The organism is Pseudomonas sp. UMAB-40 (genome assembly GCF_900095275.1).
GTDB lineage: Bacteria > Pseudomonadota > Gammaproteobacteria > Pseudomonadales > Pseudomonadaceae > Aquipseudomonas > Aquipseudomonas mandelii_B.
This window is the reverse complement of record NZ_LT607556.1, coordinates 118,584-131,564: the sequence shown is the minus strand read 5'-3', so window position 1 is coordinate 131,564 and position 12,981 is coordinate 118,584. Positions and strand designations below refer to the sequence as shown.

General features: G+C 59.0%; 12 protein-coding genes and 1 pseudogene. 2 read left to right on the top strand and 11 right to left on the bottom strand.

Annotated features, from left to right (window positions below; genetic code table 11):
• Positions 1 to 40: 40 nt before the first annotated feature.
• The 4 genes and pseudogenes from K0F88_RS10400 to K0F88_RS10385 all read right to left on the bottom strand — a co-directional run.
• The gene (locus tag K0F88_RS10400; RefSeq protein WP_219095010.1) at positions 41 to 1,153 is read right to left on the bottom strand and encodes a polyamine ABC transporter substrate-binding protein; all 1,113 of its coding nucleotides are present in this window, start codon (positions 1,151 to 1,153) and stop codon (positions 41 to 43) included.
• A gap of 170 nt (positions 1,154 to 1,323) precedes the next feature.
• Positions 1,324 to 2,688, bottom strand: coding sequence for an aspartate aminotransferase family protein (locus tag K0F88_RS10395; protein ID WP_219095009.1), 1,365 nt, complete (start codon positions 2,686 to 2,688; stop codon positions 1,324 to 1,326).
• Between the two features lie 58 nt (positions 2,689 to 2,746).
• A complete protein-coding gene (locus tag K0F88_RS10390) occupies positions 2,747 to 4,105 on the bottom strand; it encodes a glutamine synthetase family protein (RefSeq protein WP_017341357.1) in 1,359 nt (452 codons plus the stop codon).
• A 103-nt stretch (positions 4,106 to 4,208) separates the two neighbouring features.
• Positions 4,209 to 4,523, bottom strand: a pseudogene (locus tag K0F88_RS10385) (gamma-glutamyl-gamma-aminobutyrate hydrolase family protein); the annotation flags it as partial.
• A 278-nt stretch (positions 4,524 to 4,801) separates the two neighbouring features.
• Here K0F88_RS10385 and K0F88_RS10380 point away from each other — a divergent pair.
• Both K0F88_RS10380 and K0F88_RS10375 read left to right on the top strand, forming a co-directional pair.
• Positions 4,802 to 6,178, top strand: coding sequence for a glutamine synthetase family protein (locus K0F88_RS10380; protein ID WP_109635714.1), 1,377 nt, complete (start codon positions 4,802 to 4,804; stop codon positions 6,176 to 6,178).
• Positions 6,179 to 6,420: 242 nt separating this feature from the next.
• On the top strand, positions 6,421 to 7,053 hold the full coding sequence (locus K0F88_RS10375; protein WP_219095007.1) for a TetR/AcrR family transcriptional regulator: 633 nt from the start codon (positions 6,421 to 6,423) through the stop codon (positions 7,051 to 7,053).
• Positions 7,054 to 7,256: 203 nt separating this feature from the next.
• Here K0F88_RS10375 and K0F88_RS10370 read toward each other — a convergent pair whose 3' ends face one another.
• From K0F88_RS10370 to K0F88_RS10340, 7 genes are all read right to left on the bottom strand, one after another.
• Positions 7,257 to 7,472, bottom strand: a complete 216-nt coding sequence (locus K0F88_RS10370) for a molybdopterin-binding protein (protein WP_003229256.1) — start codon at positions 7,470 to 7,472, stop codon at positions 7,257 to 7,259.
• Between the two features lie 30 nt (positions 7,473 to 7,502).
• The gene (ssuB, locus tag K0F88_RS10365) at positions 7,503 to 8,309 is read right to left on the bottom strand and encodes an aliphatic sulfonates ABC transporter ATP-binding protein (protein ID WP_219095006.1); all 807 of its coding nucleotides are present in this window, start codon (positions 8,307 to 8,309) and stop codon (positions 7,503 to 7,505) included.
• Positions 8,306 to 9,088, bottom strand: a complete 783-nt coding sequence (gene ssuC / locus K0F88_RS10360) for an aliphatic sulfonate ABC transporter permease SsuC (protein ID WP_219095005.1) — start codon at positions 9,086 to 9,088, stop codon at positions 8,306 to 8,308. The genes ssuB and ssuC overlap by 4 nt, the downstream gene beginning before the upstream one ends.
• 8 nt (positions 9,089 to 9,096) lie before the next feature.
• Positions 9,097 to 10,245, bottom strand: a complete 1,149-nt coding sequence (gene ssuD / locus K0F88_RS10355) for an FMNH2-dependent alkanesulfonate monooxygenase (RefSeq protein WP_219095004.1) — start codon at positions 10,243 to 10,245, stop codon at positions 9,097 to 9,099.
• Positions 10,246 to 10,270: 25 nt separating this feature from the next.
• Positions 10,271 to 11,236: a sulfonate ABC transporter substrate-binding protein gene (locus K0F88_RS10350; RefSeq protein ID WP_219095003.1), complete on the bottom strand. Its 966-nt coding sequence runs from the start codon at positions 11,234 to 11,236 to the stop codon at positions 10,271 to 10,273.
• Positions 11,237 to 11,339: 103 nt separating this feature from the next.
• Positions 11,340 to 11,933, bottom strand: coding sequence for an NADPH-dependent FMN reductase (ssuE, locus tag K0F88_RS10345; RefSeq protein ID WP_219095002.1), 594 nt, complete (start codon positions 11,931 to 11,933; stop codon positions 11,340 to 11,342).
• Positions 11,934 to 12,171: 238 nt separating this feature from the next.
• Positions 12,172 to 12,810, bottom strand: a complete 639-nt coding sequence (locus K0F88_RS10340; RefSeq protein WP_219095001.1) for a peroxiredoxin — start codon at positions 12,808 to 12,810, stop codon at positions 12,172 to 12,174.
• Positions 12,811 to 12,981 lie beyond the last annotated feature (171 nt).

Sequence of the window (12,981 nt, the reverse complement as noted above, 5' to 3'; positions counted from 1 at the left end):
CCGCGCAGGCGATGGCAACAGGTTGTTGCCTCAAATCGGCTTATTTACCCGATTTAATCTTGGTCCAGCTGCGCGTCATGATCCGCTGGGTCGCGGCCGGCAAGTCGGCAATCGCGTACAGCTTGGCCAACACGTCCGCCGGCGGGTAGATGCCTGGATCGCTGGTGATTTCTTTATCAACCAAGGCGGTGGCGGCTGCGTTACCGTTCGGGAAGCGCACGGCGTTGGTGATTTCAGCCATGATTTCCGGCTTCTGCAGGAAGGTCATGAACTTGTAGGCGCCTTCGACGTTTTCGGCATCTTTAGGGATGGCGACCATGTCGTAGAAGCTGCCGGCACCTTCTTTCGGAATGTTGTAGCTGACTTTCACCTTGTCACCGGCTTCAGCCGCGCGAGACTTGGCCTGGTAGATGTCACCCGAGTAACCCACGGCCACGCAGATGTTGCCGTTGGCCAGGTCGGAGATGTACTTGGACGAGTGGAAGTAGCCCACCGAAGGACGAATCTTCAGGAACAGTGCTTCGGCTTCGGCCAGTTGTTTTTTGTCCTGGCTGTCGGTTGGATAGCCCAGGTAGTGCAACGCCACCGGAATCATCTCGGTTGGCGAATCGAGGAAACTGATACCGCACGACTTCAGCTTGGCGGCGTTTTCAGGTTTGAACAGCAAGTCCCAGGAATTGGTTGGCGCATCGGCCCCCAGTGCAGCCTTGACCTTCTCGGCGTTGAAGCCAATACCAATCGAACCCCACATGTACGGGAAAGCATGTTCGTTGCCCGGGTCGCTCACCGATACCGCTTTGAGCAGGTCGGTGTTCAGGTTTTTCCAGTTAGGCAGCTTGGACTTGTCCAGCTTCTGGTAAACGCCAGCCTTGATCTGCTTGGCCAGGAAGTTGTTCGACGGCACGACGATGTCGTAGCCGGACTTGCCTGCCAGCAACTTGGCTTCCAGGGTTTCGTTACTGTCGAATACGTCGTAGACAACCTTGATGCCGGACTCGGTTTCGAACTTCTTGATGGTGTCCGGTGCGATGTAGTCGGACCAGTTATAGACGTGCAACACCTTGTCGTCCGCCTGAACCGCACCCGCCATTATGCCCATCAGGGACATGGCGAGGAGTGTCTTGCCAGCAAGCTTTTTTCCTAATGCCTTCATGCGTAATGCTCCAAATTTTTTCTTTTTTGAACCACTTTGTTCAGCGGCCGAACCCGGACAACTGGAACCGCGGCTAGTCTGGCAAGATCCGAGGCGGTCTTTCAAGGAAAGGCCTCCCTTTAGAACTGCTCTGAGCGAAAGTTTCATGACTCCCGCCCAGAGCCTAGCACTTAGCCCTGCAACGCACTCAGGGTCAGGTCCAGGCACTTGCGGGCCTTGGATACCAGCTCATCGATTTCAGCCTTGGTAATCACCAGCGGTGGAGCAATGATCATGGTGTCCCCCACGGCGCGCATGATCAGGCCGTTGTCGAAGCAGAACGTGCGGCAGATCATGCCGACGCCCTTGCCTTCGTAACGCTTGCGAGTGGCCTTGTCCTGAACCAGTTCAATAGCCCCCAACAGACCGACCCCACGTACTTCCCCCACCAACGGGTGATCGTTCAGTTCCCGTAGACGCTTTTGCAAATAGGGTGCCGTTTCGGCATGAACGCGCTCGATAATTTTTTCTTCGCGCAGGATGCGGATGTTTTCCAGTGCCACCGCTGCGGCCACCGGGTGACCGGAATAGGTGAAACCGTGGTTGAAATCACCACCTTCGTTGAGTACGGCGACGACTTCGTCACGCACGATCAGGCCACCCATCGGGATGTAGCCGGAAGTCAGGCCTTTGGCGATGGTCATCATGTCGGGCTTGAGGTCGTAGAAATCGGAACCGAACCACTCACCGGTACGGCCGAAACCACAGATCACTTCGTCCGCCACGAACAGGATGTCGTACTTGGCGAGGATTTCCTTGATGCGCGGCCAGTAGGTCTCTGGCGGAATGATCACGCCGCCGGCGCCCTGGATCGGCTCGGCAATAAAGGCACCGACGTTGTCTACGCCGATTTCCAGAATCTTTTCTTCCAGCTGATTGGCCGCCCACACACCGAACTCTTCCGGTGTCATGTCGCCGCCTTCACTGAACCAGTACGGCTGGGCGATGTGGACGATGCCCGGGATCGGCAAGTCGCCTTGTTCGTGCATGTAGGTCATGCCACCCAGGCTCGCGCCGGCCACGGTGGAACCGTGATAGCCGTTCTTGCGACTGATGATGACTTTCTTCTTCGGCTGGCCCTTGATCGCCCAATAGTGGCGGACCATCCGCAGCATGGTGTCGTTGCCTTCGGACCCGGAACCGGTGAAGAACACGTGGTTCATGCCTTCCGGCGCGATGTCGGCGATGGCCTTGGCCAGTTCCAGCACCGGCGGGTGAGCGGTCTGGAAGAACAGGTTGTAGTAAGGCAGTTCGCGCATCTGTTTGCTGGCGGCATCGGCCAGTTCATCGCGACCGTAGCCAATCGCAACACACCACAGGCCGGCCATGCCGTCGAGGATCTTGTTGCCTTCGCTGTCCCAGAGGTAAACGCCCTTGGCGCTGGTGATGATCCGCGGGCCTTTCTCTTTCAGCTGCTTGAAGTCGCTGAACGGGGCCAGGTGGTGATCGTTGCTCAGGGTTTGCCATTCACGGGTTTGCGGGTTGTTGCTGGTCATGCGAATTCTCCTAAGATTTCGGTGAAGGGCGCCGCCAAGTGCAGCGGCGCCCGGCGCATCAGACGGCGAAGAGCAGGAATTCCCGCTCCCACGAACTGATCACGCGCTTGAAGTTTTCATGCTCGGCCCGCTTGACCGCGACGTAGCCAGTGATGAATTTCTTGCCCAGGTATTTCTCGATGGTCGCGCTGTTTTCCATACGTTCCAGCGCGTCTTCGATGGTCAGTGGCAGGCGCAGGTTGCGGCGTTCATAGCCACGACCCACCACCGGCGCACTCGGGTTCAAGCCTTCGACCATGCCGATGTAACCGCAGAGCAGGCTCGCGGCAATCGCCAGGTACGGGTTGGCGTCAGCGCCCGGCAGGCGGTTTTCCACCCGACGGTTTTGCGGCCCGGCATCCGGAACCCGCAAGCCCACGGTACGGTTCTCTTCGCCCCACTCCACGTTCACCGGCGCCGAGGTGTCGGGCAGGAAGCGGCGGAACGAGTTGACGTTGGGCGCGAACAGCGGCAATAGCTCGGGGATCAGTTTCTGCAAGCCACCGATGTGGTGCAGGAACAGTTGGCTCATGGTCCCGTCTTCATTGGAGAAGACGTTCTTGCCGGTTTCGATGTCGATGATGCTCTGGTGCAAGTGCATCGCACTGCCCGGCTCGCCTGTCATGGGCTTGGCCATGAAGGTGGCCGCCACGTCGTGCTTGAGCGCCGCTTCGCGCATGGTACGTTTGAAGATCAGGATCTGGTCGGCCAAGGACAGGGCATCGCCGTGACGGAAGTTGATTTCCATCTGCGCCGTGCCGTCCTCGTGGATCAACGTGTCGAGGTCCAGTTCCTGCAATTCGCACCAGTCGTAGACGTCCTCGAACAGCGGATCGAATTCGTTCGCCGCTTCAATGGAGAACGACTGACGACCGATCTCCGGGCGCCCGGAACGGCCAATCGGCGGTTGCAACGGGTAGTCCGGGTCGTCACTGCGCTTGGTCAGGTAAAACTCCATTTCCGGCGCCACGATCGGCTGCCAGCCCTTGTCGGCATAGAGTTTCAGAACCTTCTTGAGCACGTTTCGTGGCGACAGCTCGATCGGGTTGCCCTGCTTGTCGTAGGTGTCGTGGATCACCTGGGCGGTCGGTTCAATGGACCAGGGCACCAGATAAACCGCGTTCTGGTCGGGCCGGCAGATCATGTCGATGTCGGCCGGGTCGAGCAGTTCGTAATAGATGTCGTCTTCGACATAGTCGCCGGTCACGGTCTGCAACAGAACGCTCTCGGGCAGGCGCATGCCTTTTTCGGCAATGAACTTGTTGGTCGGCGAAATCTTGCCCCGGGTGATCCCGGTCAAGTCGGCGATCATGCATTCGACTTCTGTGATCTTGTGGTCTTTCAACCAATCGGTGAGCTGGTCGAGGTTGTTACTCATAAATGCCTCTTAGGCTGAGTTTCCTGACTCTAATAAGTCAGGCGTTGTTTGACGCATGGGCGTCGCGTGATACAGATTGCCACTGCAATAGCCGCGCACAAGTACCCACACGGGTAATGGCGTGGGTCAGCGAGAGCGTAGTGGAACGTGCAGAATCATGAGCAGAAGCCGTCGCGTTGGTCGGGCTGCCAGGGCGAAACGGTTCTATATTGGAAAGAGAGCCAGTAAAGAGAATGTCGTGCAGACCGTCCAGAATATCGGACGGGGACAGCCGGGTCGCCGGGGAAGGAAGAGTCGACGGCACGCCTGTGGCAACGCTTGCCTTGGCGTGGACGTAACGATCGCCACTGATGTGATAAGCATGCAGACCGATCTGCCTTGAGCAGATGGCGACGCCGATTAACGGCAGGCGAGACATGAAGCACCCCGGTATTATTGCTGTTATGGGTTTGAATCGAGCTTAGCCTTGTTCATTTTTTTACACAACACCCCCGTAAAAAATACAACACGGCCCGCTCAAGCTCGCGGGCGCCAAAGCGCTCAAAGGCATAAAAACGCCCCAAACTGCCTCAAAAAAGCCCTACGAGCGCTTTTTTAGGGCAAAAAAGGCCTCGCTTGACTTCGGCAGGCCGTTCGGGTTGACTGAAACCCGAAGAGATCAATGATTGATATTTTTAACAACAAAGGTGTTGCATCATGTCGGTACCCCCGCGTGCCGTTCAGCTTAACGAAGCGAACGCGTTCCTTAAGGAACATCCTGAGGTTCTGTACGTTGACCTTCTGATTGCGGATATGAATGGTGTGGTGCGCGGCAAGCGCATTGAACGCACCAGTCTCCACAAGGTTTACGAGAAAGGCATCAACCTGCCGGCCTCTCTATTTGCTCTGGATATCAATGGCTCGACGGTGGAAAGCACCGGCCTGGGCCTGGACATCGGCGATGCTGACCGAATCTGCTATCCAATCCCAGACACCCTGTGCAATGAACCCTGGCAGAAGCGCCCTACTGCGCAACTGCTGATGACCATGCACGAACTCGAAGGCCAGCCGTTCTTTGCCGACCCGCGAGAAGTGCTGGCCAATGTGGTTCGCAAGTTCGACGAGATGGGCCTGACCATCTGTGCCGCGTTCGAACTGGAGTTCTACCTGATCGACCAGGAGAACGTGAACGGTCGTCCGCAACCGCCACGCTCGCCGGTGTCCGGCAAACGCCCGCATTCGACCCAGGTTTACCTGATCGACGACCTCGACGAATACGTCGACTGCCTCCAGGACATTCTGGAAGGTGCGAAGGAGCAAGGCATTCCTGCCGATGCAATCGTCAAGGAAAGTGCCCCGGCGCAGTTCGAAGTGAACCTGCACCACGTGGCCGACCCGATCAAGGCCTGCGACTACGCGGTCCTGCTCAAGCGCCTGATCAAGAACATCGCCTACGACCATGAGATGGACACCACCTTCATGGCCAAGCCTTACCCAGGCCAGGCGGGTAATGGTCTGCACGTGCACATTTCGATTCTTGATAAAGAAGGCAAAAACATTTTTGCCAGCGAGGATCCCGAGCAGAACGCCGCACTGCGTCACGCGATCGGCGGTGTGCTCGAGACCCTACCGGCGCAGATGGCTTTCCTCTGCCCGAACGTCAACTCCTACCGTCGTTTCGGCGCGCAGTTCTACGTGCCGAACTCGCCGTGCTGGGGTCTGGACAACCGTACCGTAGCGATCCGCGTTCCAACCGGTGCCGCCGATGCCGTGCGCATCGAACACCGTGTGGCCGGCGCCGATGCCAACCCGTATCTGTTGATGGCTTCGGTCCTGGCGGGCGTGCACCACGGCCTGACCAACAAGATCGAGCCGGGCGCTCCCGTGGAAGGCAACTCCTACGAGCAGAACGAGCAAAGCCTGCCGAACAACCTGCGCGATGCATTGCGTGAGCTGGACGACAGCGAAGTCATGGCCAAGTACATCGATCCGAAGTACATCGATATCTTCGTGGCTTGTAAGGAAAGCGAGCTGGAGGAGTTTGAACACTCCATCTCCGACCTTGAGTACAACTGGTACCTGCATACCGTTTAAGTGGTTGCAGTAAAAACAAACGCCGCGGCCTTCACAGCTTGCGGCGTTTTTTTATGGGTTCATTCAGTTGGACCGAGGCGACTGCTTCGCGAGCAAGCCCGCCCCCACACTGGATTTTCTGTGAACATAAAATTTGTGTTCGACACCAATCAAATGTGGGAGCGGGCTTGCTCGCGAAGGCGGCCGAGAAGACAACACACAACCCTGCTCGTACAATGCCCCCTGCCCCGCAGGAGACTCCAATGACGCGCACCGCCACCGTTCGCAAACCCCGCGCCCGCAGCCAGGCCCGGATCGATTCGATACTCGATGCCGCCCGCACGCTGCTGGCGGCCGAAGGGGTGGCCAGCCTGTCGATCTACAGCGTCGCCGAACGCGCGGAGATCCCGCCCTCCTCCGTCTACCATTTCTTCGCCAGCGTCCCGGCGCTGCTCGAAGCCTTGACGGCCGACGTCCACGCCGCGTTCCGCGCCTGCCTGCAAGCACCCATCGACCACCACGCCCTTAGTGGCTGGCGCGACCTGTCGCGAATCGTGGAGCAGCGCATGCTCGACATCTACGGCGAAGATGCCGCTGCCCGCCAACTGATACTCGCCCAGCACGGTCTGACCGAAGTCACCCAGGCCGACCGCCAGCACGACATCGAACTCGGTGACCTGATGCACAAGCTGTTCGATCATCACTTCGAGTTGCCGAAGTTGCCGACCGATGTCGATGTGTTTGCACTGGCGATGGAGCTCGGCGACCGCGTTTATGCGCGCTCGGTGCAGCAACATGGGCAGATCACGCCGCGCATGGCTGAGGAAGGGATGAGGGTGTTTGATGCGTATCTGGGGCTTTATCTGCCGCCCTACCTGCCGAAGCGCGCTCACTAAATCTGACCCCCGACGGCGTTCATGCGGGCCTCATCGCGGGCAAGCCCGCTCCCACAGATTTATTTGTCGCTCACAAAATCTGCGTTCGCTGGAGATCGTTGTGGGAGCGGGCTTGCCCGCGATGGCTACACCGCTGAGTTCAAGACATGCATAAAAACCCCCGAAGGGCTCACGTCCTCCGGGGTTGCTCACAGTGCACGCCCTTACAACTTGGCGATCGACACCTCGGTGGATTTCACAAACGCGATCACTTCGCTGCCGACCACCAGTTCCAGCTCTTTCACTGAACGCGTGGTGATCACCGAAGTCACGATGCCGGAAGCGGTCTGTACGTCGATTTCCGACAGCACGTCGCCCAATACGATTTCCTTGATCGAGCCTTTGAACTGGTTACGAACGTTGATGGCTTTGATAGTCATGATGTTGATTCCTGTCAGTGGATAAGGCGTTTATTGCGCCCAACGCAATTGCGTAGGCAAGGGTGAAACAGGTTCCGGTTCCGGCGGCTGGCCGGGCAGCGCCAGCACGCGATTGAGCACTTCGGTTTCGAGCGCCGCCAGCCGATGGGAGCCGCGGACCCGAGGGCGGGGCAGCTCAACGAGCAGATCGAGGCCGACTTCACCCTCTTCGATCAGGATCACCCGATCGGCAATCGCCACCGCTTCGCTGACGTCGTGGGTTACCAGCAACACGGTGAAGCCGTGTTTCTGCCAGAGCCGTTCGATCAGCTGCTGCATTTCAATTCGGGTCAGGGCGTCCAGCGCGCCCAGGGGTTCGTCCAGTAACAGCAAGCGCGGCTGGTGGATCAGCGCGCGCGCCAGGGCCACACGTTGCTTCTGCCCACCGGACAAGGCCGCCGGCCACTCATTGGCGCGATCCGCCAGACCGACCGACTCCAGCGCTTCAAGCGCTTGCGCCCGCCAGTTACCCTTGAGCCCGAGGCCGACGTTGTCGATGACCTTCTTCCATGGCAGCAAACGCGCTTCCTGGAACATCAACCGGGTGTCTTCCCGGGCATCGCTCAGCGGCGCGGAGCCGGCGAGCAATTCACCACCGGTGGGTTTATCGAGGCCGGCGAGCAACCGCAGCAAGGTACTTTTGCCACAACCACTGCGACCGACCACGGCGACGAATTGACCAGCCGGAATGTGCAGGTCGATCTCACGTAACACTTGCCGTGAACCAAACGTCTTCTGCAGCTTGCGCACCACCAGCGGAATCCCGCGCAGCAGGCGTGGAGGTTGTTGAGCGGTCATGCGGCACCTCCTTTGGCAACCTGGTAGGCGGGATGCCAGCGCAACCAGACACGTTCAAGTCCGCGGGCCGCCAAATCGGCAAGCTTGCCCAGCACGGCGTACATCAGGATCGCCAGCACCACCACGTCCGTCTGCAAAAACTCCCGCGCATTCATGGCCAGGTAGCCGATGCCAGAGCTGGCGGAAATGGTTTCCGCCACGATCAGCGTCAGCCACATGAAGCCCAACGCGAAACGCACACCCACCAGAATCGAAGGCAGCGCCCCCGGCAGAATCACCTGGCGGAACAGGCTGAAACCTGACAAGCCATAACTGCGCGACATTTCCACCAACGCCGGGTCGACGTTGCGGATGCCGTGATAGGTGTTGAGGTAGATCGGGAACAACGTGCCCAACGCCACCAGGAAAATCTTCGCCGACTCATCGATGCCGAACCACAGGATCACCAACGGAATCAGCGCCAGGTGCGGCACGTTGCGGATCATCTGCACCGAACTGTCGAGCAGGCGTTCGCCCCACTTCGACAGGCCGGTGATGAAACCCAAGGCCAGGCCGATGCTGCCGCCGATGGTGAAGCCCAGCGCAGCACGCCAGCCGCTGATCGCCAGGTGCGTCCAGATTTCACCGCTGCGCACCAGGCTCACGCCGGCCTCGATGACCGCGATCGGCGCCGGCAGAATCCGTGTCGACAACCAGCCCGCCGACACCGACAACTGCCACACCGCCAGCAGCAACACCGGCAACGCCCACGGCGCGAGGTTGTGGATAATTCTCTTCATGGCGCGCCTCAGCTCTGGGACGCGGCTTTGGGAAGAATATCGTTGGCGACCATCTCACCGAACGGGCTGACGTAATTGGCGCCCTGGGGCAGCTCCGGACGTTCGATGTCGAGGTGCGGGAACAACAACTCCGCAACCCGGTACGACTCTTCCAGGTGTGGATAACCGGAGAAGATGAAGGTATCGATGCCCAGGTCCGCGTATTCCTTCACACGGGCAGCCACGGTCGGACCATCGCCGACCAATGCTGTGCCGGCACCGCCACGCACCAGGCCAACACCGGCCCACAGGTTGGGGCTGACTTCCAGGTTGTCGCGGCTGCCGCCATGCAGCGCGGCCATGCGTTGCTGACCGACCGAATCGAACCGCGCCAGAGAAGCCTGGGCACGGGCGATGGTTTCATCGTCGAGATGGGAGATCAGCCGATCCGCCGCTTGCCAGGCTTCGGCGTTGGTTTCGCGGACGATCACGTGCAAGCGAATGCCGAAGCGCACGGTGCGACCCAACTTCGCCGCTTTGGCGCGCACTTGCTCAATCTTCTCGGCAACGGCGGCCGGTGGCTCGCCCCAGGTCAGGACCATTTCCACCTGTTCGGCCGCGAGGTCTTGCGCCGCTTCCGACGAGCCACCGAAGTACAGCGGCGGACGCGGTTGCTGGATCGGTGGATAGAGCAACTTGGCGCCTTTCACGCTGATGTGCTGACCGTCGTAATCAACGGTTTCGCCTTCCAGTACGCGACGCCAGATGCGGGTGAATTCCACCGAAGCCTGATAGCGTTCTTCGTGGCTGAGGAACAAACCATCACCGGCCAATTCTTCCGGATCACCGCCAGTCACCAGGTTGAATAGCGCACGACCACCGGACAGGCGATCCAGCGTTGCCGCCTGACGCGCGGCCACCGTCGGGGAAATGATCCCGGGGCGCAACGCGACGAGGAATTTCAAACGCTGGGTCACCGGAATCAGCGACGCCGCCACCAGCCACGAGTCTTCGCAGGAACGACCGGTGGGAATCAACACCCCGCCAAAGCCCAGGCGATCCGCCGCCTGGGCGATTTGTTGCAGGTAACCGTGGTCGACGGCGCGAGCGCCTTCGGCGGTGCCAAGGTAATGGCCGTCGCCGTGGGTAGGCAGGAACCAGAAGATATTGAGGCTCATGGAGTGGTCTCCTTGGGGAATCGAATTACTGCGCTTTGGCAATGGCTGCCGGTGGCGTCCAGATCACAGCTTTGATGCTCAGCTGTTTCGGGATCAGCTTGAGCTGGTAGAAGCTGTCGGCGATTTTCTGTTGAGCGGCGACCACTTCAGGCGTGAGGAACAGCGCGCCGTAGCCCTGGCGTTTCACCGACGTCAGGGTGATGTCCGCTGGCAGGCCGAGCAGTGGCGAAACCTGTTTGGTCACGTCTTCGGGATTGGCTTTGGACCACTCGCCGACGGCGCGCACTTCTTCCACGAGGGTCTTGATCACCTCAGGATTTTTCTGCGCATACGGCTTGGTCGCGAGGTAGAACTGATGGTTGTCGACGATGCCCTGGCCATCGCGCAGGGTGCGCGCTTGCAGTTGCTGTTCGGCGGCAGCCTGGTACGGGTCCCAGATCACCCACGCATCGACACTGCCACGTTCGAACGCAGCGCGGGCATCGGCCGGCGGCAGGAATACGGTCTGGATGTCGGTGTATTTGAGGCCGGCGTCTTCCAGTGCGCGGACCAACAAGTAGTGGACGTTGGAGCCTTTGTTCAGGACGACTTTCTTGCCCTTGAGGTCCTGCACCGATTTGATCGGCGAGTCCTTCGGCACCAGGATCGCTTCACTGTGTGGCGCTGGCGGTTCGTAGGCGACATAGAGCAAATCGGCACCAGCGGCTTGAGCAAATACTGGCGGGGTTTCGCCGGTAACGCCGAAGTCGATGGAGCCGACGTTCAAGCCTTCAAGCAGCTGCGGGCCGCCGGGAAACTCAGTCCATTGCACGTCCACACCTTGGGCGGCGAGGCGTTTTTCGAGGGTGCCTTTGGCTTTGAGCAGCACCAGGGTGCCGTACTTTTGATAACCGATCCGAAGCGTCTCGGCCTGAGCTTGAGTAATGGCGCCGAAGGTGACAGCCGCTGCAAACAGAGCGACCAGACCACGACGCAAAATGACAGTGCGCATGGCGCTCTCCTTTTTTGCGGTTGGGTTTTGGCTGCACCTGCTTGGCCGTTGGCGGCTGAGTAAGGTGGAGTGAAGCAAATTCAGGGGTGGCTTGAGTGCTGACTTAAATGCTCCAGCGAGCACTCAACAAACGTTCATTCAACAGGTTCGGATCGAGCGGCTTCGGCCGTCGGGCCATGGCGCTGAAAAACAGCTCCAGCGATTCATTCAGTCGTTGTTCCAGCTCTGGTGCCAACTGCGCCTGGGCGCTGCCTTCGCCGTAAGCGATCTGGCTGTCTACCGCGAAAATTCCATGGAGCATTTCCTGGGCTTTCAACGCCGACAGCACAGGCTTGAGCGCGTAATCCACCGCCAGCATGTGGGCGATACTGCCGCCGGTAGCCATAGGCAAAACCACTTTGTGGTCCAACGCCCGCTCGGGCAGCAAGTCCAGCACGGTTTTCAGCGCGCCGGAAAACGACGCCTTGTAGACCGGGGTGGCGATCAGCAGGCCGTCGGCATTTTCAATCTGTTGCAGCAGGTCGATCACCTTCGGGCTGTCGAAGCGTGCATGCAGCAAGTCTTCGGCCGGGAAGTCCCGCACCTGGTAACTCACCACTTCCACACCTTGCTGCTGCAACCAGCGTTGGGAGCGCTCCAGCAGCACCCCGGAACGGGAGCGTTGGCTGGGACTGCCACCGAGTGAGACGACCAACATTCAGGCGATTCCTTGAACGGTGTTGGCGATTCGCGGTTTGCGATCTCGCTGTGATGGAGGTGACCTTAACAGGTGATTGTTATATCCATAAATCATATTTATTCATTTGGTTATTCACTTTGGAGATATAGAAAAACGCTTCCTGCGGACGAAAAAAAAGGCCGTCGAAACGGCCTGAAATCCCCTGCTTTATGGATTCTGCGATGGCGATACCAGCCGCGCCAAAAATGCTGATGACTTACCTGTTGGGCTGTGGCGTCAGGCGCAGGTACGGTTTCACCGCACGATAACCCTTGGGAAAGCGCTTCTTGATTTCGTCTTCGTCCTTGAGCGACGGCACGATCACCACTTCATCACCGTCCTGCCAGTTGGCCGGGGTGGCCACCTTGTAGTTGTCGGTGAGTTGCAGCGAGTCAATCACCCTCAGGATCTCGTGGAAATTGCGCCCGGTACTCGCCGGGTAGGTGATGGTCAGCCTGACCTTTTTGTTCGGGTCGATCACGAACAGCGAGCGCACGGTCAGGGTGTCATTGGCGTTCGGGTGGATCAGGTCGTAAAGGTCAGAGACCTTGCGGTCCGCGTCGGCCAGGATCGGGAAATTGACGACCGCGTTCTGGGTTTCATTGATGTCCTCGATCCACCTGTGGTGCGAGTCCACCGGGTCCACGGACAGGGCGATGGCTTTGACACCGCGATTGGAAAACTCATCCTTGAGCTTTGCAGTGAAGCCCAGTTCGGTGGTGCACACCGGCGTGAAATCCGCCGGATGGGAAAACAGCACGCCCCAACTATCGCCCAGCCATTCGTGGAAACGGAGGGTGCCGGCGCTGGAATCCTGTTCGAAGTCGGGGGCGATATCGCCCAGTCTGAGGCTCATGGTGCTGCTCCTGGTGAGTGCTTGTTGAGCTCAACTGTGCCTGTGTTCCTTATGGATTAAAAAGAATAAATATCGATTTATTTAGATCATAAGTGAATATTAAATATCTGTTCACTGGACCTGCGCGAGCATCAGGACGAACATCGCCCACGAGGTTCGAGAAGGCCTTGA